The sequence below is a fragment of the Planotetraspora thailandica genome (genome assembly GCF_016863335.1).
In the GTDB taxonomy this organism is placed as follows: Bacteria; Actinomycetota; Actinomycetes; order Streptosporangiales; family Streptosporangiaceae; genus Planotetraspora; species Planotetraspora thailandica.
This window is the reverse complement of record NZ_BOOR01000083.1, coordinates 1-16494: the sequence shown is the minus strand read 5'-3', so window position 1 is coordinate 16494 and position 16494 is coordinate 1. Positions and strand designations below refer to the sequence as shown.

Sequence of the window (16494 nt, the reverse complement as noted above, 5' to 3'; positions counted from 1 at the left end):
TGCCTGGCCGCCCCACCCGGTCCCGGTGACGGTGCGGGATATCCGGTCTCACAGCGCCCTCGGGAGTCCTCCGGTCACCCGCCGATCTGCGCGCAGACCGCCTTGACCTCGGTGTATGCCTCCAGAGCCTCGTGGCCCATCTCGCGGCCCCAGCCGGACTGCTTGTAGCCGCCGAACGGCAGCGCCGCATCGAAGACGTTGTAGCAATTGATCCAGACGGTGCCCGCGCGGATCTTCCCGGCCAGCGTGTGCGCCTTGGCGATGTCACGGGTCCAGATGCCGGCGCCGAGCCCGTAGCTGCTGGCGTTGGCCTGGGCGGCGATCTCGTCCAGGTCGGAGAACGGCGAGGCGACCACGACCGGACCGAAGATCTCCTCTCGGACGATCTTCGCGTCTGGGTGGGCACCGATGATGACAGTGGGTTCCACGAAGTAGCCGCGGTCGCCGTACCGGTTTCCGCCGGCCCGCATCTGGGCGCCCTCATCGCGTCCCGACTCCAGGTAGCCGGTCACCCGGCGCAGCTGCTCGTCGGAGACCAGGGGGCCCATCTGCGTGTCGGCCTCGAGCCCGGAGCCGAGCTTGATGCCGCGGGCGATCTCCGAAACGCCTTCGACGACCTCGTCGAATCGGCTCTCCTGGACGAACAGCCGGGATCCGGCCACGCAGCACTGGCCGTGGTTGAAGAAGATCGCGTTCGCGGCACCCGCGATGGCGATCTCGGGGTCGGCGTCGTCGAAGACGACGTTGGGGCTCTTGCCGCCGAGCTCGAGCGTGACCTTCTTCAGGTTCCCGGCCGCGGCGTGCACGATCAGCTTGCCGACCTCGGTGGACCCGGTGAAGGCGACCTTGTCGACGTCGTCGTGGGCGGCCAGTGCCGCGCCGGCGGTCTCGCCGTACCCGGGAAGGACGTTGACCACGCCGTCGGGCACCCCGGCTTCGGCGATCAGCTCGGCGAGGCGCAGCGCCGACAGCGGGGTCTGCTCCGCGGGCTTGAGGACCACGACGTTCCCCGTCGCCAGGGCGGGTCCCAGCTTCCACGCGGCCATGAGCAGGGGGAAGTTCCAGGGAATGATCTGGCCGACCACACCGACCGGCTCGCGCAGGGTGTAGGCGTGGAAGGCCGCACCCGGCATGTACGGGACGTTCAGGGAGATCGTGTTGCCCTCGATCTTGGTGGCCCAGCCTGCCATGTAGTGGAACAGGTCCGCGGCCAGCGGGATGTCGGCTGCCCGTGCCACGGCCAGGGGCTTGCCGTTGTCCAGCGACTCGAGCTGGGCGAGTTCCTCCGCGTGCTCGAGGATCAGATCACCGATCTTCCAGATGATCCGTCCGCGCTGGGAGGCGGTCATGCGGGACCACGGCCCGGAGAACGCCCTGCGGGCCGCGCGCACCGCGCGGTTCACGTCCTCGGCGTCGGCCTCGGCGACGTACGCCAACGTCTCACCGGTGGCCGGATTCGGGGTGGCGAACGTCTTGCCGGAGGCCGCGTCCACCCATTGCCCGTCGATGAAGAGCTGACGCGGAGTGGCGACGAAGTCCTCGACGCTCTTTTCCAGGGTGACCGTCATCGATGTCGGCTCCCTTCAATTCGGAGGGTGCTCTCCGGCCGCACCATGTGCCGGCGGTAGCCGGACTGGGGGATGAGCCGGGCGAGCCAGTAGTCACAATGAGACTACTGACGGTGTGAGAACACAAGAGGCCTCTACTCTTGAATGTGTGGAGCCGCCCGCGCTGTCGTTCACCGAATGGCTGGTACTCGCGCTCGTCGCGGAAGGCCCCACACATGGGTTCGCGATCGCCAGGCTCACCGCGGCCTCCGGTCCCGTGGGAGCGATCTGGCAGGTTTCCAAGCCGCTGGTGTACCGCGCCGCCGGCCGGTTGTCCGAGCTCGGCCTGATCCACCCGGCGGGCACGGCGCCCGGCGACGGCGGGCCTGACCGCAACCTCATCGCCGCGACCCCCGCAGGCCTCGCCGCCGTCAACGCCTGGCTGCTTCAGCCGGTGAAACACATCCGCGACATCCGCTCGGAACTGCTGGTCAAGCTCGCTCTCCTTGATCGGGCCGGGGTGAGTCCCCGGCCGCTGCTCGATGCCCAGCGTGACCACCTCGCCCCCGTCGTCGCCGGCCTCGAACGCCGCCTGGAGGAGGCCACCGGCTTCGACCGCACGCTGGCCTCCTGGCGGTACGAGACCGCCCAGGCGACCATGCGATTCCTGCAGAGCGTGAATCCGTAGAGCATGCGCAGCCCACGTAGCTCTCCCCCGACGATCCACCGGTCCGCTCTCCGGAGCAGCCGTGAGTGAGTCGCCGCTGCCGGCGCTGAGCCGGCTCTGGGACCGGCAATGGCCCGACTGTCCCCCGTTCGCCCACTGGCTTAGCGATCACTAATCAGCTGTACGCCGAGACACGGCCATGGCGCCGCGGAATCGTCGACACCCTGCTGCGAGCGGTCGCAGACGACGAAATCAGCGGAGTAATCCTTGGCCCCCCGGACCTCCGCTGGCCTTACCACCCCTACGACGGCGGCGCCGACGTCATCCTGTCCACGCGGGCCGAACGCGACGCTCTCAAGGAGCGGCACCGTGCCTGGCTGTCCAGGCACTCATCTGAACTCTGAGACGCAGGGTCCAGGCTCAGCCGGATCTCGGATCTCACGTATCCGCCATGGCCGTCGTCTCCAAGGTGAGAGGAAAGGATTCCAGCGATGAGACTCCGGCACACCGTCACCGACACCGTCTTGGGCCCCATCACGATCGTCGCGGACGGCGAGGCGATCACGGGCCTGTACTTCCAGCATCACATCCGCCGTCCCGACGACGCGGCGTTCGGCGTCGCGATGCCGGTGTCCGAGGACCCATTGCTTCGCGACGCCGTACAACAGTTGCTTGAGTACCTCGATGGACGTCGCGAAGGCTTTGACCTGCCGTTGAGGGCCGCGGGCGACGACTTCAACCACGCCGTGTGGGATGTCGTCGCCCGGATCCCTGCAGGGCAGACGACGACCTACGGGGCGATCGCCGAGCAGCTCGGCGACAGGAGCCTCGCGCAGAAGGTCGGGCAGGCCGTCGGCGCGAACCCGTTGTGCATTTTTGTTCCGTGCCATCGGGTTGTGGGAAGCAATGGCTCACTGACCGGCTATGCCGGCGGTCTCACGCGCAAGCGGGTTCTGCTTGAGCTCGAGGAGCCCGCCACCGCATCGGCGGAGAGGCTGTTTTGACCAGACGCCGGCTCACGTCCACCGCACGGAAATCGTCTTCTACGGGATGAGCATGAAACGGCCGTTCGAGAAGGTTGTCGAGGAACACGCCGGCACGGTGCTGCGCGTGTGCCGTGCGGTGCTCGGTGTCAGCGACGCCGACGACGCGTGGTCGGAGACCTTCATCGCGGCGATGCGTGCCTACCCGGAACTGCCGGAGACGGCGAACGTCGAGGCGTGGCTGGTGACGATCGCACATCGCAAAGCCGTCGACGTGCTCAGAACGGCAAAGCGTCAGCCGCTGCCGGTTGACGAACTGCCCGAGGCGCCCACGACGTTGGGATTGCCCGGATCGGACGATCCCGATCTGTGGGAAACCGTGAGAGCGCTGCCCGACAAACAACGGCAAGCCGTCGCGTACCACTACGTGGCCGGGCTGCCCTACGCCGAGATCGCAGAGATCCTCGGCGGAACCGTCGAGGCGGCACGCAGGGCCGCAGCGGACGGAATGAAATCCCTACGGAAGAACTATCCGGGCGCGAGTGTGAAAGGAGCGCCATCATGAGTGACCTCGGTGAGAACGCCGACGTCGCCGCCCTGCTCTCGGCGCCGGTGAACGCCGAAACCCTGGCGCGACTGCACCGCAAGCTGGAGCAGGTGGCCGAGAACGACGACCTGCTCGACGTCGCGTACACCACCATCGACTCTCCGGTCGGCACGCTGCTCCTCGCCGCCACCCCCAAAGGTCTCCTCCGCGTGGCATACGACAGCGAGGACCACGACCTGGTGCTCGACACCCTCGGACACAAGATCAGCCCACGCATCCTGCGGGCCCCGAAACGACTCGACAGGGCGGCACGTGAGCTCGACGAATACTTCGCCAAGCGCCGCCGGGTCTTCGACCTGCAACTGGACCTGTCCCTGTCCAAGGGGTTCCGGCAGTTGGTGCAGCGGCATCTTCCCGAGATCGGCTACGGGCAGACCCGCAGCTACCGGCAGGTCGCCGAGCTCGTCGGCAACCCCAAGGCCGTCCGCGCCGTCGGCACCGCCTGCGCCACCAACCCGCTCCCGGTCGTCGTGCCCTGCCACCGCGTGGTGCGCACGGACGGGACGCCTGGCGGCTACGTCGGCGGCCTTGCCGCCAAGACCGCCCTGCTGAACCTGGAGGCAACATGATCACGACCCCGAAGAAGCCAGCCACGGCCGACCCGTGGAAGGAGCGCGTCGACTCCGGCGACTGGGACGCGATCACCGGTGAGGTCAACGCGTACGGCGGCGCCCTGCTGCCGCAACTGCTGACCCCGGAGGAGGCCGCGCAGATCCGGTCTCTCTACGAGCGCGACGAGTACTTCCGCAGCACCGTCAACATGGGCCGCCACCGCTTCGGCGAGGGCGAGTACCGCTACTTCAAGGCCCCCTACCCGGAGGCGATCGAACGGCTCAAGCAGGGTCTGTACCCGCGGCTGCTGCCGATCGCCCGCGACTGGTGGGCCAAGCTCGGCCGGCCTGCCCCGTGGCCCGACACGCTCGATGAATGGCTCCAGATGTGCCACAACGCCGGACAGACCAAGTCCTCGGCGATCTTGCTGCGCTACGTGGAGAAGGACTGGAACGCCCTGCATCGCGATCTGTACGGGGACCTCGTGTTTCCGCTGCAGGTCGTCATCAACCTCAACGAGCCCGGCGTCGATCACACCGGCGGGGAGTTCCTGCTCGTGGAGCAGCGGCCCCGCGCCCAGTCACGCGGCACCGCCACCCTTCTGCCGCACGGACACGGGTACCTGTTCACCACCCGAGACCGGCCCGTCGAATCCGCCCGCGGCTGGTCCGCCGCGCCCGTACGGCACGGGGTCTCCGCGATCCGCTCCGGGCAACGGCACACCCTTGGCCTGGTCTTCCACGACGCGGCATGACCACCGCCACCAAGACCTACACGCTGCTGGGCGCGGACGGCGGGCCGTACCAGGGGTTCCGGCCCTGCGCCGCTTGCTGCGGAGACCGCTACCAGGCGTGGAAAGACGCCCGGCAGAAGGAGTGGCCATGACCATCAGTTCGCCGCTGTCACCACGCCACAATCCGGTCGACGTCGGCCCCACGGATGCGGAACTCGAGCGCATGACGGGGATGTGCGGTGACCGTGGCGCCCTCACGATCATCCTTGGCCACGGCCGCACGCCGGACGTGATCCTGGCCGCGACCCGGTTCACGCAAAGGTGGGAGGAGGCCGGCGGCGTGGTCCTCGACACGATCACGTGGCCGGAGAGCGCGGCATCCTGGATGAGGCAGGCGCTCCGCTTCACCGCTTCGGAGCCCGACCTGTGGGTCATGCTGGGGCCCGTGATCGGCTGGGCCCGGATGACCCGCCGGCTGCTGTCGTCGACCCCGTGGCAGCCGTCCCGCACGATCGCCGCGGCCGCCGTCGGCACCGCCGACGCGATCGGCCTCGTCGGGGCGGCGGACCTCTCGGGCATGGCCGGCGCGACCTGCGACGGAGGCATGTGGACCATCAGCTGTGGCGAGCTCGTCTTCGCACCCGTCCCGGAGACGTCGACCTTGGTGACGCCGCCACCCGGCCCGCCTGGGCATCCGCCGACGCCGCAATGGGCCGCGAGGGAGTGAAGTGACGCAGCCGTGTTACTACCACGCTCCTGGCGAGAAATCGCAGGTCAAATGAGCCCTCAGCCTATGGCGATCAATGGGCTGTCCGTTCGAGGATGCTCTAATGGCGCGTTACAAAGTGCCCGCCGAGGTAGATCTCGACCAGGTAGGCCAGCCCTCTCGGTTCAGGGCCTGGCATCGCCTCTACCTGGTTTCCGAGGTGGTCGGGCAGCGGTGGGAGGCGCTCTTGCCCTGGTGGGCGGATGACAACCCTGGCAAGCCCATCGATGAGCTCCGGGTCCGGCATTACACGGTGCTGGCGACCGGCCCGCAGCGCTCCGCCGTGGTCGAGCTGATCGCCCAGGGCGGCCAATGGTTCGTCGAAGGCTTCACCGACTAAGGAGAGCGTCCCTTTCGCGACTCGGATCCTCAGCCGAGGGCCTTCTCCAGTTGCGCCTTGGTCATCGCAGAGCGGCCCTTGATGTTGCGGCGCTTGGCCTCGGCGTAGAGCTGCTCCTTGGTGCGGCCGCCGGCCCCGCTGTGCGAGCGCAGCCCGCCGCGGCGAGACGAGGAGATGTCCTTGATGGAGGTGCGGCTCGCGGTACGCGACTCACCCGCGCGAGCCCGTTCCTTGTTCACGGTCCTGGCGGCGATCTCCTTGGCCCGCTTGTCGCTCTCCCCGCGCTTCTTGGCGCTGTCCTTGATGTGCTCGTACTGCCGTTCCCGCTTGGGACTGGACCCACGTGGCATGGTCCTCACCTCACTGAAGTGGCGTCTTCTGCGCGACTACCCGTCACATTCGAGCTCACACCCATTCCACGCGGCAGCCCGATGCTGAAAGCCTGATATGACATGAGATGCGGAACGGGGGCGACGCTACGGGGGGTCGGTCGATGCAGGGCTCGCCGGACGACGGCCGGATTGACTTCGGGTCGGGGCTCGACCTGCATCTCGATCTGCCCGGCGCCGGTGGAGTGGGGCGGTCGCTGGAGGTCGCCCTGCGCGAGGCGGTGCGGTCGGGTCGGCTGACCGCGGGCACCCGACTGCCCGGCACCCGCGGGCTCGCCGCCGACCTCGGCCTGTCCAGGGGCACGGTCGTCCAGGCATACACGCAGCTCATCGCCGAGGGGTGGCTGACGGGCACGCGCGGATCCGGCACCTGGGTGGCCGACGTGCTGCCGGAGTCCCACACCGGCGAGGATGCCGGCCACGGTTCTTTGGAGCCTCGCGCCGCACCCCTGGGCGACCTGCGTCCCGGCCGGCCCGACGTCAGCACGTTTCCGCGCGCGGAGTGGGTTTCGAGCGTCCGCCGGGTGATGTCGGCGATGGAGTCCGAGCAGATGGGCTACCCCGACCCGGCGGGCATGCCCGCGCTGCGCTCGGCGGTGGCCGACTACGTCTCGCGGACCCGCGGAGTGTGGGCGAGCGCCGGATCGACGGTGATCACCGCGGGGTTCACCCAGGCGCTCGCGCTGCTCGGGCGCACCTTCCGCCGTCTCGGCGCCCGGAGCGCGGCGACCGAGAACCCGGGGTTCGTGCTGCACCGGCAGCTGCTGGCCTCGGCTGGGCTCGCCCCCGTGCCGCTGGCGGTGGACGCGGACGGCGCCGATCCGTCGGGTCTCCTGGACGGCACGGCGTTCGCGCTGCTCACTCCGGCCCACCAGCACCCGTGGGGCGTCGTCCTGGCGCCCGGGAGGCGCTCGGCGTTCATCGACTGGGCCCGGCGGACCGACGCCTACGTGATCGAAGACGACTACGACGGCGAGTTCCGCTACGACCAGCAACCGGTCGGCGCGATGCAGGCGCTGGCGCCCGACCGGGTGATCTACGCGGGCAGCACCAGCAAGACCCTGGCGCCGGGGGCGCGGCTCGGCTGGCTGGTGGTGCCCGCCACGCTGCGTGATCCGCTGCTGCAGACCGTGCGGGAGACCGGCTCGGTGCCCTCCGTGATCGACCAGCTCGTGCTCGCCGACCTGCTCTCCCGCGGCGACTACGACCGGCACGTACGGCGGGCCCGGCTGGGTTACCGGCAGCGCCGCCACGAGCTGGCGGAACGGCTGGCGGTGGTCACCGACACGCTGCTCACGGGCGTCGCAGCCGGGTTGCACGCGCTGCTGCCGGTCGCCTCGGCTGCCGCCGAACGTGAACTGGTCGCCACGGCGGAGCGCGCGGGACTGCTCCTGCACGGCCTGCACACCGCGCGCTACTGGCACCCGATGGCCGAGGAGCGGCCCGCCGCCCTGGTCATCGGCTACGCCACGCCGCCGCAGCACGCCTGGCGCGGGGCGCTCGACGTGCTGGTCTCGCTGGTGGGCAGGCCGCCCGGGGCTATCAGGTAGAGGTGGCGAACGCCGCGAAGCCGTCCCGCCACGACGGATACCTCGGCACCCAGCCGAGGTGCTTGCGCGCGTAGTGGTTGTCCGCACCGCGCGCCCACCCCTGCCGGCCGGCGTCCGCGGGGGGCGGAGGCGGTGCGCCCACGGCCGCGCAGAAGGCGGGCACCCACTCCCGGCCCGGCGCCGGCTCGTCGTCGCACACGTTGACCGCGCCGCCGGCGGGCCAGGTGAGCGAGCGCACCGCCGCGGCGACGGCGTCGTCAGCGTGCACGAAGGAGAACACCTCGTCGTCGGCGGCCAGTTTCCCCGCCCGGGCCATGTCCGCGGCCAGGCCGTCGGGCGCGTACCACGTCCCGGGGCCGTACAACCGCCCGTAGCGCAGCACGACCCACTCGGGCATCTCGTGGACGGCCGCCTCCAGCGCCGCGACGCTCCCCACCGACCTTCCCCGCGCTTCCGTTGCGGTGAGATCGAGCGGCGTCGTCTCGTCGGCCGGCTCGTCCCCCGCCTCGTAGAGCCACGCGATGCTCTGGGCCACCATCCGGCGTACTCCGGCGGCGAGCGCCGCGTCGACCAGGTTGCGGGTGCCCTGCCTGCGCAGTGCCGCGTTCGCCGCGAAGTCGCCGGTGGCCAGGTCGGTGAGCTGGTGCAGCACGACGTCGGGCGCGGCCTTCGCGACCGCGGCTGCGATGCCCGTCCGGTCGTAGGCGTCGGCCACCACCGGCTCCGCGCCCAGCGCGCGCAGCGCGGCGGTCCTGTCGGGCTTCCTGGTGAGGGCGGTGACCTGGTGCCCCTCGGCGACCAGCAGCGGCACCATGCGCCGGCCGATGACTCCTGTTGCTCCCGCGAGGAAGATCCGCATGCCGGCCGCCATCAGTTCGGCCGGGGAGCACGGCGGTCACGGCGGGCCGCGAGCTCCTCCTCGTCGACGTAGGTGAGCATCGGCACACCGGGCACGCAGAACATGACCACGACGAACCGGCTCCAGGAGTGGGACAGGTTGTTGGCCGCCTGGTAGTGGATGACGTCGCCTCCGGGCTCCCAGAACGCCTCACCCGCGCGGATCACCCGCTCCGGCTCGCCCTCCAGCTCGAAGATCATCTCCCCTTCGAGCATGTAGCCGTACACCGGGCCCGAGTGCCGGTGCGGCGGGGAGCCGGGGTCGCCGGGCGGCAAATCGATGAGCGCGATCATCGCATGGGCGGGATCGGGAAGCTTGGGCGGCGTCCCGTGGTACAGCAGGGACAGTACGGAATTGCCTTTGAAGTCCATGTCCATAATGTCGACGCTAGCCGGGAAGCGGACCAGTGAACTAGTCCACTTCCGGGCCCATCAGATGTACCACTTTGTCTCAGCCGAGCCGGCGGGCGTCATCAAGTGGCCGCGGGAGGCGCCGGGCGGGGATCAGCAGAGCGACAGGTATCACCATGATCACGGTGAGTGCGATCGTCTGGATGACCGCGTCGGCCGGCGGGAAGTCCTCCAGGTGGAGGGTGTGGTAAATCATGTGCGGGACTTCGACGACGATGGCGGCGGCCAGTGCCGTGAAGATCAGGTGACGCTCGGCGACGGCTGCGGCCGTGCCGAGGAGGACCGTGAGGGCCAGGTTCAGGGCGCCGAAGTCGCGCAGCAGGTGCTCGTTGTACGGCGGCAGCAGGGCGACCCAGGCATGGCCGGGTGCCGGGAAGTTGTCGTAGAACGAGCGTGGCAGAAACAGCGACCACACGCCGAGGACGAAGTGGTAGACGGCCAGGATGATCAGGCCGGTCCGGAGCCAGGCGCGTGCTGTCATGATGATCACGTCCTCAACGTCGCCACGATGTGCTTCGCCACCGTCGCCCCTCCCCCACGGCCTCGCCGGTGATGGACCACCCGCATCTCATCCCTCCCCCGCGTACGTATTGCCGGAGTCGAGGGGCTGGGGCCGCGATGGCAATTTTCTGGAGCCGACACACCGTGCGAGCCACCTGTTGGGTATCGGGAACTTAAGACGAAGGTGGAGAAACAGCGCCAAGCGGGCGAGCCCAGTTCACCGCCGTCCGCCGCGAACTGGGAGTACCTCCGTCGCCGGTCTCACCGCCAGGCGCGCAACTTGTCGGGGTTGAGCACCATCCAGATGTCGGTCAGCCGGCCGCCGTGCACCTCGGTGGCGATCACCGCGACCACCCGGCCGTCGAGCCGGGCGACCAGCCCGGGACGGCCGTTGATCTCGGCCTCGGTCACCTCCTGGCCGCAGTCCTTGCGGAGCAGGCCGAGGAAGTACCGGGCCGCCTTCTCGGCGCCCTGGATCGGCCGCCGCGCCGCGCGGACCTTGCCTCCACCGTCTGAGATCACGGTGACCCGCGGGTCCAGCAGCTCGATCAGCGTGTCGAAGTCGCCCGTCTCGCAGGCGTCCTTGAACGCGGCGACCACGTTCCGGTGCTGGTCGGGGGCGATGGCCTGGTGGCGGTTGGACTGGATGTGCCGGCGCGCCAGGGCGGCGAGCTGCCGGCAGGTGACCGGGGTGCGCCCGACGACGGTGGCGATCTCCGCGAACGGCATCTTGAAAACGTCGTGCAGGATGAACGCGACGCGCTCGGCCGGGGTCACCGATTCCAGCAGCACCAGCATGCTCATGCTGATCGACTCATCCAGGGTCACCCGGTCGGCCGGATCGGCGTCCGGGGTCGTGGCGCTGCTGGTCCACACGCCGTTGTCGGGCAGCGGCTCAGGCAGCCACTCCCCGGTGTAGCGCTCCCGCCGGACCGGTGCCGAGCCCAGGTGGTCCAGGCAGATCCGGCTGGTCACCCGCACCAGCCACGCGGTCGGCGACGCGATCGCGCGCCGATCATCCTCGGTCAGGGCGTACCAGCGGGTGTAGGCCTCCTGCACGGTGTCCTCGGCGTCGTGGATGGAGCCGAGCATGCGGAACGCGACGTTCATCAGCGTGGCCCGCTCGGCGAAGATCGAGCGCAACGAGTCGTTCTCACGCGGCATGGCGGCCCTCCTCCCGGCACGCGGCGGTCTGGGGCCGGCTCCACCCGTACCTGCCGGCGCGGCGGCCCCTGCCCAGGATCGCCCGGGCGTACCGGCGGTCGTTCAGCTCGTTGACCACCGCGCCGTACCTGCCGCCCAAGACGACCATCTTCTGTCTCCGTAGAGGTTCTGTCATACCCCCCTTGACGACGCAGCCTGCGCAGACGTGAAGCCTGGCTGATCGTTCACATAACGCGAGGCCGCCTCGTCATATCGGGCGGAGGCGCCCGTAGGCCCGACCAAGCATCTGTCACGGGGTTATTTCTGCCTCTCCGGGCGAACAGTTCCATAACTCACCAGATAGTGATTAGCCGAACACCGTGTGTTACATTTCGATCATCATTTAGCACCTTGATACGCGACCTTGGGTAACCACGTTGCCATGACATCCCGGCTGAAGCTCGCTCTGCTCGACGTCGCCTGGAGAACGTGCGGCGTCTCGCCCGAATGCCTGGGTGCCGCCTGGGAGCCGTACGGCCGGTGCCTCGCACACCTGCCCGCGGTGGAGGTGGAACGCGTCCTGCGGGGGTTGGTCCCCGGCCAAGGCATCGATCTGCGCGGCACCACCCTGGAGGAGGACCTCCTCACGCACATGCTGGAGCGCGTCGAGCGCCGCCTGGGCAGAGCGCGGTTCGACCACGCCGTCTTCACCGGCCCGGCACGCTTCCGCGAGGTCGTCTTCACGAGCGACGCGACCTTCGACCACGCCCGGTTCGATCACCTCGCCTCGTTCTTCGGCACAAGTTTCACCGGAAACGTGTCCTTCGGCGAAGCCCGGTTTCACCGCGAGCTCTCCCTGCACGGCGCCCAGGTACACGGTCATGGACGCTTCGACCGCATTCGCGTCGGTGGCGACGCCCTTTTCGGCGAGGCCCGGTTCAACGAGGACACCTCGTTCCGCGGGGCGGACTTCCATGGGTTCTCCGCGTTCGACGGTACGGCGTTCGCCGGGGATGTCGGCTTCCGTGGCGCCCGTTTCCGCCAGGCCGTCTCCTTTCGCGCCTCGGTCGTCGGGAGAAGCGCCGTGTTCGACGGCCTGCGGTTCCACGGTCCGGCCTACCTCGGTCCGATGCTGGTCGGGCGGCGCCTCTCACTCTCCGATGTCCGCGCCTACGGGTCACTTCACCTTGACACCGGCGGTTGCCGGGTGAACCTGCGCTCCGCGGTCGTCACCGGGCCGTTCACCGCGCGCCTGTCAGCCGCGGAAATCGACCTCGGGCACGCGACGCTCAAAGGGCCGTCGGCCGTCACCCGGAGGTCGGGACGGGTGCGCGTGACGTCACTCGACGACCTCGACGCCGACGCGCTCACGCTCAACGGCGCTGATCTTCGTACATGCGGCCTCGGCGGGCTCCGCCGGCCCGAGGGGCTGCGCCTGTCGGACTGCCTGTTCGCCACGACCCCGGCCGGTGTGAGCTGGCGGCTCGGCTGGCCGCCCGTCCGGTGGTGGACACGCCGCGTCGTCCTCGCCGACGAGCACCTTTGGCGGGGCTGGCCTCCAAGCGATCCAGAACGTTCTACGGGGGCCGCTGCGGCGCCCCCCTCCGCGACGGGCGAGGCGGATGAGCGCCATGGCGGCCGGCGGAGCGCGCGGTCGCCCGACGCCGGCTGGCTCGGAGCCCTGTACGAGCGGCTGCGGCCAGGCGTGGGCGACGCGAAGACCTCAGCCGACTTCGCGTTCGGCGCGATGGAGATGCGGCGGCTGAGCAGCCCGCGTGCGCGGGCCAAGGTGCTGTTGTCGCTGTACTGGCTGGCCTGCGGATACGGCCTGCGCGTCGGACGGGCGCTCGGCTGGCTCACGCTGGTGGCGGCGCTGGCGGCGGGCACGCTGTCCTGGGCGGCCGGCATGCGCCCGACGAGGCATTGGGGCGGTCACGACCCCCGCATCGCTGTTGTGCGCTCGAAGCCGGTCGTCTCCCCGGATCCAAGAGCACTGCACAAATGAGCCGGCCATCCCGATATCCGGGACGGCCGCCCGGACCCACGGCAGGGGCGGCGGCGTAGTCGGTCATCGCCACGATCCGGCAAGATTACTGATGTGCGAGTCGGATTGCTCGGACCGTTCGAGGTCCGGAACCGTGATGGGGCCGTGGTGGAGGTTCCGGGGATTCGGCTGCGCGCACTGCTGGCCGTACTCGCCCTCGAACCTGGCCGGATCGTCACGCGTGCGAGGCTGGTGGACTGGATTTGGGGGGAACAGCCGCCCGCGGACGAAGTGAACGCCTTGCAGGCGTTGGTGTCCAGGCTGCGCAGGGTGTTGCCGGACGGTGTGATCGAGGCGGATTCCGGCGGGTACCGGCTGGCCGTGGCTCCTGATGCCGTGGACGTGAGCCGGTTCGAGCACCTGGTCGGTCAGGCCCGTGCCGCCGAGCCTGCGGCGCGGGCGGACCTGCTGCGCTCGGCCTTGGCGTTGTGGCGCGGTACGGCCATGGCGGACATCGCACTGCAGGACAGCGATGCGTTCGACGCCGCGGCCGCGCGTCTGGACGAACTATACGTCGCCGCGCTCGGGGATCGGGTGGATGCGGACATTCGCCTCGGCCGTGGCTCGGAGATGGTCTCCGAGCTGACCGAGCTGGTCGCCACGTATCCGCTGCGGGAGGGGTTCGTGGCGGCCTTGATGCGAGCGCTCGCCGAGGCGGGGCGTGGGACTGAGGCGTTGACCCTGTACCAGCGGACACGCGAACGGCTCGCTGAGGAGTTGGGCGCCGATCCGTCGGCCGAGCTTTCCGCGTTGCACACCGCGTTGCTGCGGGGCGAGCTGGGCGAGCGGGCGGACAGCCGCAGGACGAACCTGCGCGCCGAGCTGACGAGTTTCGTCGGCAAGGACGATGACATCTCCGCGGTCGCCGGTCTGGCCGTCAAGCACCGCCTGGTCACCTTGACAGGAGCGGGTGGCTCCGGCAAGACGAGGCTGGCCACGGAGACCGCGCGGACGATGCTCGCCGAGCTGCCGGATGGCGCGTGGCTGGTCGAATTGGCCTCGGTGCGGGCAGGCGGCGATCTGGCGCAGGCCGCCCTTACCGCGATCGGCCTGCGTGACCAGGCATTGCTCGGCGGTGCGCGGGGCGGGGAACCGATGGATCAGCTCATCGCCGCGGTCCGGGAGCGCGGGATCTTGCTGATTCTGGACAACTGCGAGCACGTGATCGAAGCGGCCGCGGCTTTCGCGGATCGGCTCTTGGGAGAGTGCCGCAGGCTGCGGATTGTGGCCACGAGCAGGGAACCGCTCGGTATCACCGGGGAGGTGCTGTGGCAGCTCGAGCCACTCGCGCTGCCCGCGACGGGAGCGGACCCCGCCGAGGTCGGGTCCTCGCCCGCGGTGCGGCTGCTGCGGGACCGTGCGGATCTGGTGCGCAAGGACATCGGGTCCGACGCGCACACCTTGTCGGCCATGGCGCGGATCTGCCGTGCGCTCGACGGGATGCCGCTGGCCATCGAACTGGCCGCGGCACGGCTGCGCACCATGTCTGTCGATCAGCTCGCACGTCGGCTCGATGACCGATTCCGTCTGTTGACCAGCGGCAGCCGTACGGCGCTTCCCCGGCACAAGACGCTGCGCGCGGTCGTGGACTGGAGCTGGGACCTGTTGACCGAGGCCGAACGCACCGTGCTGCGGCGGCTCTCGGTGTTCTCCGGCGGGGCGAGCCTGGAAGCGGCCGAACGGGTGTGCGCGGACGAGGCCTTCGCCGGCGAGCAGGTGCTCGACGTGCTGACCGCGCTGATCGAGAAGTCACTGCTACTCGCCGACGGCGAGGGCACGCCGCGCTACCGCATGCTCGACACCATCAGGGAGTACGCGGCGCAGCGGCTCGCCGAAGCCGGGGAAACCGAGCCGGCGCGCCGGGCGCACCTTGCCTGCTTCATCGAGCTGGCCGAGACGGCCGATCCGCACCTGCGCCGGGCGGAGCAGCTGGAGTGGCTGTCCACGCTCGAGGCCGAGCACGACAACATCAGTGCGGCCCTGCGCGGGGCGATCGCCGATGGGTGGGCCCAGGAGGCGATGCGGCTGGTCGCGGCCGCGGGGTGGTACTGGTACCTCAGTGGGCACAGGGCCGAGGGCACCGAGTTGAGCATCGCGGCGGCCTCGCTGCACGGTGAGGTGCCCGATGAGGTGCGGGCGATGGCGTACACCATCGTGACGATATTCGTGACCTCCGGGCCCGGCCGCGATCAGTATCAGGCGCAGGAGTGGATCCACGAGGCGCACCGATTCACCCGGCACGGGTATGGCAACCCGCTGCTGGGGTTCGTCGCGCCGCTGGAGCGGATGCTGCGGGAGCCGACGGACTTCCTGTCCGCGTTCGACCCGCTCATCGTCGACGACGATCCATGGGTGCGCGCACAGGCCAGGCTCACTCGTGGCCGATTGCGGCTCGTGCACGGCGGCGACGAGACCGACGTGGACATCGACGCCGAGATCGCCCTTGCCAAGTTCCGCACGCTGGGTGACCGGTGGGGTATCTCGTTGGCGCTGACCTTCGTGGCCGATCGGCTCGCCATGCGCGGCGAGTTCGCACGCGCGTGTGAGCACTTCGAAGAGGCGGTTGTGGCGCTGACCGAGGTAGGCGCGACCGAGGACGTGGTCGTCCTGCGGTCGCGGCAGGCTCAGTTGTACTGGCTGCTCGGCGATGAGCGATCCAGCACGTCCGCCATGGCCGAAGCGCAGCGATACGTAGGCGAAATCGCCTGGCCGGGCACGCTTGCCGAGCTGGAGCTTTCGAAGGCGCAGCTGGCGCGCTGGCGCGGCGAGCCCGACAAGGCACACCAGCACCTGGCCACGCTGCTGGCGATGCTGGGCGACGATGAACCAGGCGACACGGCCCGCGCCAAGGCCATGGACCTGTACGGCTACCTCACCGAGGACCTCGACCAGGCCCGCGCGTATCGGACCGAGGCGTTCCGCGCGGCTGTGAAGCCCGGGTATCCACAGTTGATCGCCGAGGTGTTGATCGGGATCGCGGATCTCGCGCTGCGCCAGGGACAGTACGAGCAGGCCGCGCGACTGCTCGCGGCAAGCGACGGCGTACGCGGTACGCCGGATCGTTCGCAGCCGGACGTCGCCAGGATCTCCGCGGACACGCGGAATCGCCTCGGCGAAACCGTGTTCACCGAGGCGATCCGTGACGGTCGGCAGCGGGATTGGCGTGAGCTGGCCGAGATCACCCTCGCTTGCTGAACGACGCGCGCGACACCAGGCGGTAGCCGTACAGTCGGCCGGACAGCACTGAGGGCGAGCACGTACGTGCTCGCCCTCAGTCAGGCCGCCTCGCGCGTCAGACCGCCCAGGAGCCGATCCGCCGCGACTGATTGCCCGGGTTGGTGACGGTTATTTCCCGCCGCCCTTT

19 protein-coding genes are annotated in these 16494 nt (G+C 69.7%); 12 read left to right on the top strand and 7 right to left on the bottom strand.

The genetic code is table 11. The annotated features are described in order from the left end of the window. Positions 1-74 precede the first annotated feature (74 nt). Complete coding sequence (locus tag Pth03_RS38230; RefSeq protein ID WP_203949396.1) at positions 75-1568, bottom strand: aldehyde dehydrogenase family protein; 1494 nt, start codon at positions 1566-1568, stop codon at positions 75-77. Positions 1569-1716: 148 nt separating this feature from the next. On the opposite strand from Pth03_RS38230, the gene Pth03_RS38225 reads away from it, so the two are divergent. The 9 genes from Pth03_RS38225 (at position 1717) to Pth03_RS38195 (ending at position 6195) form a co-directional block, all read left to right on the top strand. Beyond that, on the top strand, positions 1717-2235 hold the full coding sequence (locus tag Pth03_RS38225; RefSeq protein ID WP_203949395.1) for a PadR family transcriptional regulator: 519 nt from the start codon (positions 1717-1719) through the stop codon (positions 2233-2235). A gap of 146 nt (positions 2236-2381) precedes the next feature. Then, positions 2382-2618: a DUF3885 domain-containing protein gene (locus Pth03_RS42785; RefSeq protein ID WP_444544185.1), complete on the top strand. Its 237-nt coding sequence runs from the start codon at positions 2382-2384 to the stop codon at positions 2616-2618. Between the two features lie 87 nt (positions 2619-2705). Further along, positions 2706-3218, top strand: coding sequence for a methylated-DNA--[protein]-cysteine S-methyltransferase (locus Pth03_RS38220; RefSeq protein ID WP_203949394.1), 513 nt, complete (start codon positions 2706-2708; stop codon positions 3216-3218). 52 nt (positions 3219-3270) lie between these two features. Beyond that, positions 3271-3762, top strand: coding sequence for an RNA polymerase sigma factor (locus tag Pth03_RS38215; protein ID WP_239119694.1), 492 nt, complete (start codon positions 3271-3273; stop codon positions 3760-3762). Beyond that, positions 3759-4373 (top strand): methylated-DNA--[protein]-cysteine S-methyltransferase, encoded by a 615-nt coding sequence (locus Pth03_RS38210; RefSeq protein ID WP_203949392.1) that lies wholly within the window; start codon positions 3759-3761, stop codon positions 4371-4373. Before Pth03_RS38215 ends, Pth03_RS38210 begins: the two co-directional genes overlap by 4 nt. Continuing rightward, on the top strand, positions 4370-5110 hold the full coding sequence (locus tag Pth03_RS38205) for a 2OG-Fe(II) oxygenase (RefSeq protein WP_203949391.1): 741 nt from the start codon (positions 4370-4372) through the stop codon (positions 5108-5110). The genes Pth03_RS38210 and Pth03_RS38205 overlap by 4 nt, the downstream gene beginning before the upstream one ends. Next, positions 5107-5241, top strand: a complete 135-nt coding sequence (locus tag Pth03_RS42280) for a hypothetical protein (RefSeq protein WP_275413280.1) — start codon at positions 5107-5109, stop codon at positions 5239-5241. The genes Pth03_RS38205 and Pth03_RS42280 overlap by 4 nt, the downstream gene beginning before the upstream one ends. Beyond that, positions 5238-5816: a hypothetical protein gene (locus Pth03_RS38200; protein ID WP_203949390.1), complete on the top strand. Its 579-nt coding sequence runs from the start codon at positions 5238-5240 to the stop codon at positions 5814-5816. Before Pth03_RS42280 ends, Pth03_RS38200 begins: the two co-directional genes overlap by 4 nt. 103 nt (positions 5817-5919) lie before the next feature. Beyond that, a complete protein-coding gene (locus Pth03_RS38195; RefSeq protein WP_203949389.1) occupies positions 5920-6195 on the top strand; it encodes a hypothetical protein in 276 nt (91 codons plus the stop codon). 29 nt (positions 6196-6224) lie between these two features. On the opposite strand, the gene Pth03_RS38190 is transcribed toward Pth03_RS38195, so the two are convergent. Then, positions 6225-6545, bottom strand: a complete 321-nt coding sequence (locus tag Pth03_RS38190; RefSeq protein ID WP_203949388.1) for a plasmid stabilization protein — start codon at positions 6543-6545, stop codon at positions 6225-6227. A 143-nt stretch (positions 6546-6688) separates the two neighbouring features. Between Pth03_RS38190 and pdxR the strand changes: the two genes are divergently transcribed. Continuing rightward, positions 6689-8134 carry a MocR-like pyridoxine biosynthesis transcription factor PdxR gene (gene pdxR, locus Pth03_RS38185; RefSeq protein ID WP_203949387.1) on the top strand — a complete coding sequence of 482 codons (1446 nt, stop codon included), beginning with the start codon at positions 6689-6691 and terminating at the stop codon, positions 8132-8134. Here pdxR and Pth03_RS38180 read toward each other — a convergent pair. The 5 genes from Pth03_RS38180 to Pth03_RS38160 all read right to left on the bottom strand — a co-directional run bounded on the left by Pth03_RS38180 (position 8127) and on the right by Pth03_RS38160 (position 11255). After that, a complete protein-coding gene (locus Pth03_RS38180; protein ID WP_203949386.1) occupies positions 8127-8993 on the bottom strand; it encodes an NAD-dependent epimerase/dehydratase family protein in 867 nt (288 codons plus the stop codon). The two genes, pdxR and Pth03_RS38180, sit on opposite strands and share 8 nt — an antisense overlap. An 11-nt stretch (positions 8994-9004) precedes the next feature. Further along, on the bottom strand, positions 9005-9409 hold the full coding sequence (locus Pth03_RS38175; RefSeq protein WP_203949385.1) for a cupin domain-containing protein: 405 nt from the start codon (positions 9407-9409) through the stop codon (positions 9005-9007). A gap of 73 nt (positions 9410-9482) precedes the next feature. Continuing rightward, a complete protein-coding gene (locus Pth03_RS38170; protein WP_203949384.1) occupies positions 9483-9923 on the bottom strand; it encodes a hypothetical protein in 441 nt (146 codons plus the stop codon). Between the two features lie 281 nt (positions 9924-10204). Next, on the bottom strand, positions 10205-11107 hold the full coding sequence (gene sigJ / locus Pth03_RS38165; RefSeq protein ID WP_203949383.1) for an RNA polymerase sigma factor SigJ: 903 nt from the start codon (positions 11105-11107) through the stop codon (positions 10205-10207). Further along, the gene (locus tag Pth03_RS38160) at positions 11097-11255 is read right to left on the bottom strand and encodes a hypothetical protein (protein ID WP_203949382.1); all 159 of its coding nucleotides are present in this window, start codon (positions 11253-11255) and stop codon (positions 11097-11099) included. The genes sigJ and Pth03_RS38160 overlap by 11 nt, the downstream gene beginning before the upstream one ends. Before the next feature lie 273 nt (positions 11256-11528). On the opposite strand from Pth03_RS38160, the gene Pth03_RS38155 reads away from it, so the two are divergent. Both Pth03_RS38155 and Pth03_RS38150 read left to right on the top strand, forming a co-directional pair. After that, positions 11529-13091, top strand: coding sequence for a pentapeptide repeat-containing protein (locus Pth03_RS38155; RefSeq protein WP_203949381.1), 1563 nt, complete (start codon positions 11529-11531; stop codon positions 13089-13091). A gap of 93 nt (positions 13092-13184) precedes the next feature. Next, positions 13185-16325: an AfsR/SARP family transcriptional regulator gene (locus Pth03_RS38150; RefSeq protein ID WP_239119693.1), complete on the top strand. Its 3141-nt coding sequence runs from the start codon at positions 13185-13187 to the stop codon at positions 16323-16325. The last annotated feature ends 169 nt before the right edge of the window (positions 16326-16494 follow it).

What these genes read in the sequence shown, in the direction of transcription:
- Pth03_RS38190 (WP_203949388.1), bottom strand. Translation starts at nt 6,545, where the DNA reads ATGCCACGTGGGTCCAGTCCCAAGCGGGAACGGCAGTACGAGCACATC.
- sigJ (WP_203949383.1), bottom strand. Translation starts at nt 11,107, where the DNA reads ATGCCGCGTGAGAACGACTCGTTGCGCTCGATCTTCGCCGAGCGGGCC.
- Pth03_RS38175 (WP_203949385.1), bottom strand. Translation starts at nt 9,409, where the DNA reads ATGGACATGGACTTCAAAGGCAATTCCGTACTGTCCCTGCTGTACCAC.
- Pth03_RS38195 (WP_203949389.1), top strand. Translation starts at nt 5,920, where the DNA reads ATGGCGCGTTACAAAGTGCCCGCCGAGGTAGATCTCGACCAGGTAGGC.
- Pth03_RS38160 (WP_203949382.1), bottom strand. Translation starts at nt 11,255, where the DNA reads ATGGTCGTCTTGGGCGGCAGGTACGGCGCGGTGGTCAACGAGCTGAAC.
- pdxR (WP_203949387.1), top strand. Translation starts at nt 6,689, where the DNA reads ATGCAGGGCTCGCCGGACGACGGCCGGATTGACTTCGGGTCGGGGCTC.
- Pth03_RS38215 (WP_239119694.1), top strand. Translation starts at nt 3,271, where the DNA reads ATGAAACGGCCGTTCGAGAAGGTTGTCGAGGAACACGCCGGCACGGTG.
- Pth03_RS38180 (WP_203949386.1), bottom strand. Translation starts at nt 8,993, where the DNA reads ATGCGGATCTTCCTCGCGGGAGCAACAGGAGTCATCGGCCGGCGCATG.
- Pth03_RS38205 (WP_203949391.1), top strand. Translation starts at nt 4,370, where the DNA reads ATGATCACGACCCCGAAGAAGCCAGCCACGGCCGACCCGTGGAAGGAG.
- Pth03_RS38155 (WP_203949381.1), top strand. Translation starts at nt 11,529, where the DNA reads ATGACATCCCGGCTGAAGCTCGCTCTGCTCGACGTCGCCTGGAGAACG.
- Pth03_RS38230 (WP_203949396.1), bottom strand. Translation starts at nt 1,568, where the DNA reads ATGACGGTCACCCTGGAAAAGAGCGTCGAGGACTTCGTCGCCACTCCG.
- Pth03_RS38220 (WP_203949394.1), top strand. Translation starts at nt 2,706, where the DNA reads ATGAGACTCCGGCACACCGTCACCGACACCGTCTTGGGCCCCATCACG.
- Pth03_RS42280 (WP_275413280.1), top strand. Translation starts at nt 5,107, where the DNA reads ATGACCACCGCCACCAAGACCTACACGCTGCTGGGCGCGGACGGCGGG.
- Pth03_RS38200 (WP_203949390.1), top strand. Translation starts at nt 5,238, where the DNA reads ATGACCATCAGTTCGCCGCTGTCACCACGCCACAATCCGGTCGACGTC.
- Pth03_RS38170 (WP_203949384.1), bottom strand. Translation starts at nt 9,923, where the DNA reads ATGACAGCACGCGCCTGGCTCCGGACCGGCCTGATCATCCTGGCCGTC.
- Pth03_RS38210 (WP_203949392.1), top strand. Translation starts at nt 3,759, where the DNA reads ATGAGTGACCTCGGTGAGAACGCCGACGTCGCCGCCCTGCTCTCGGCG.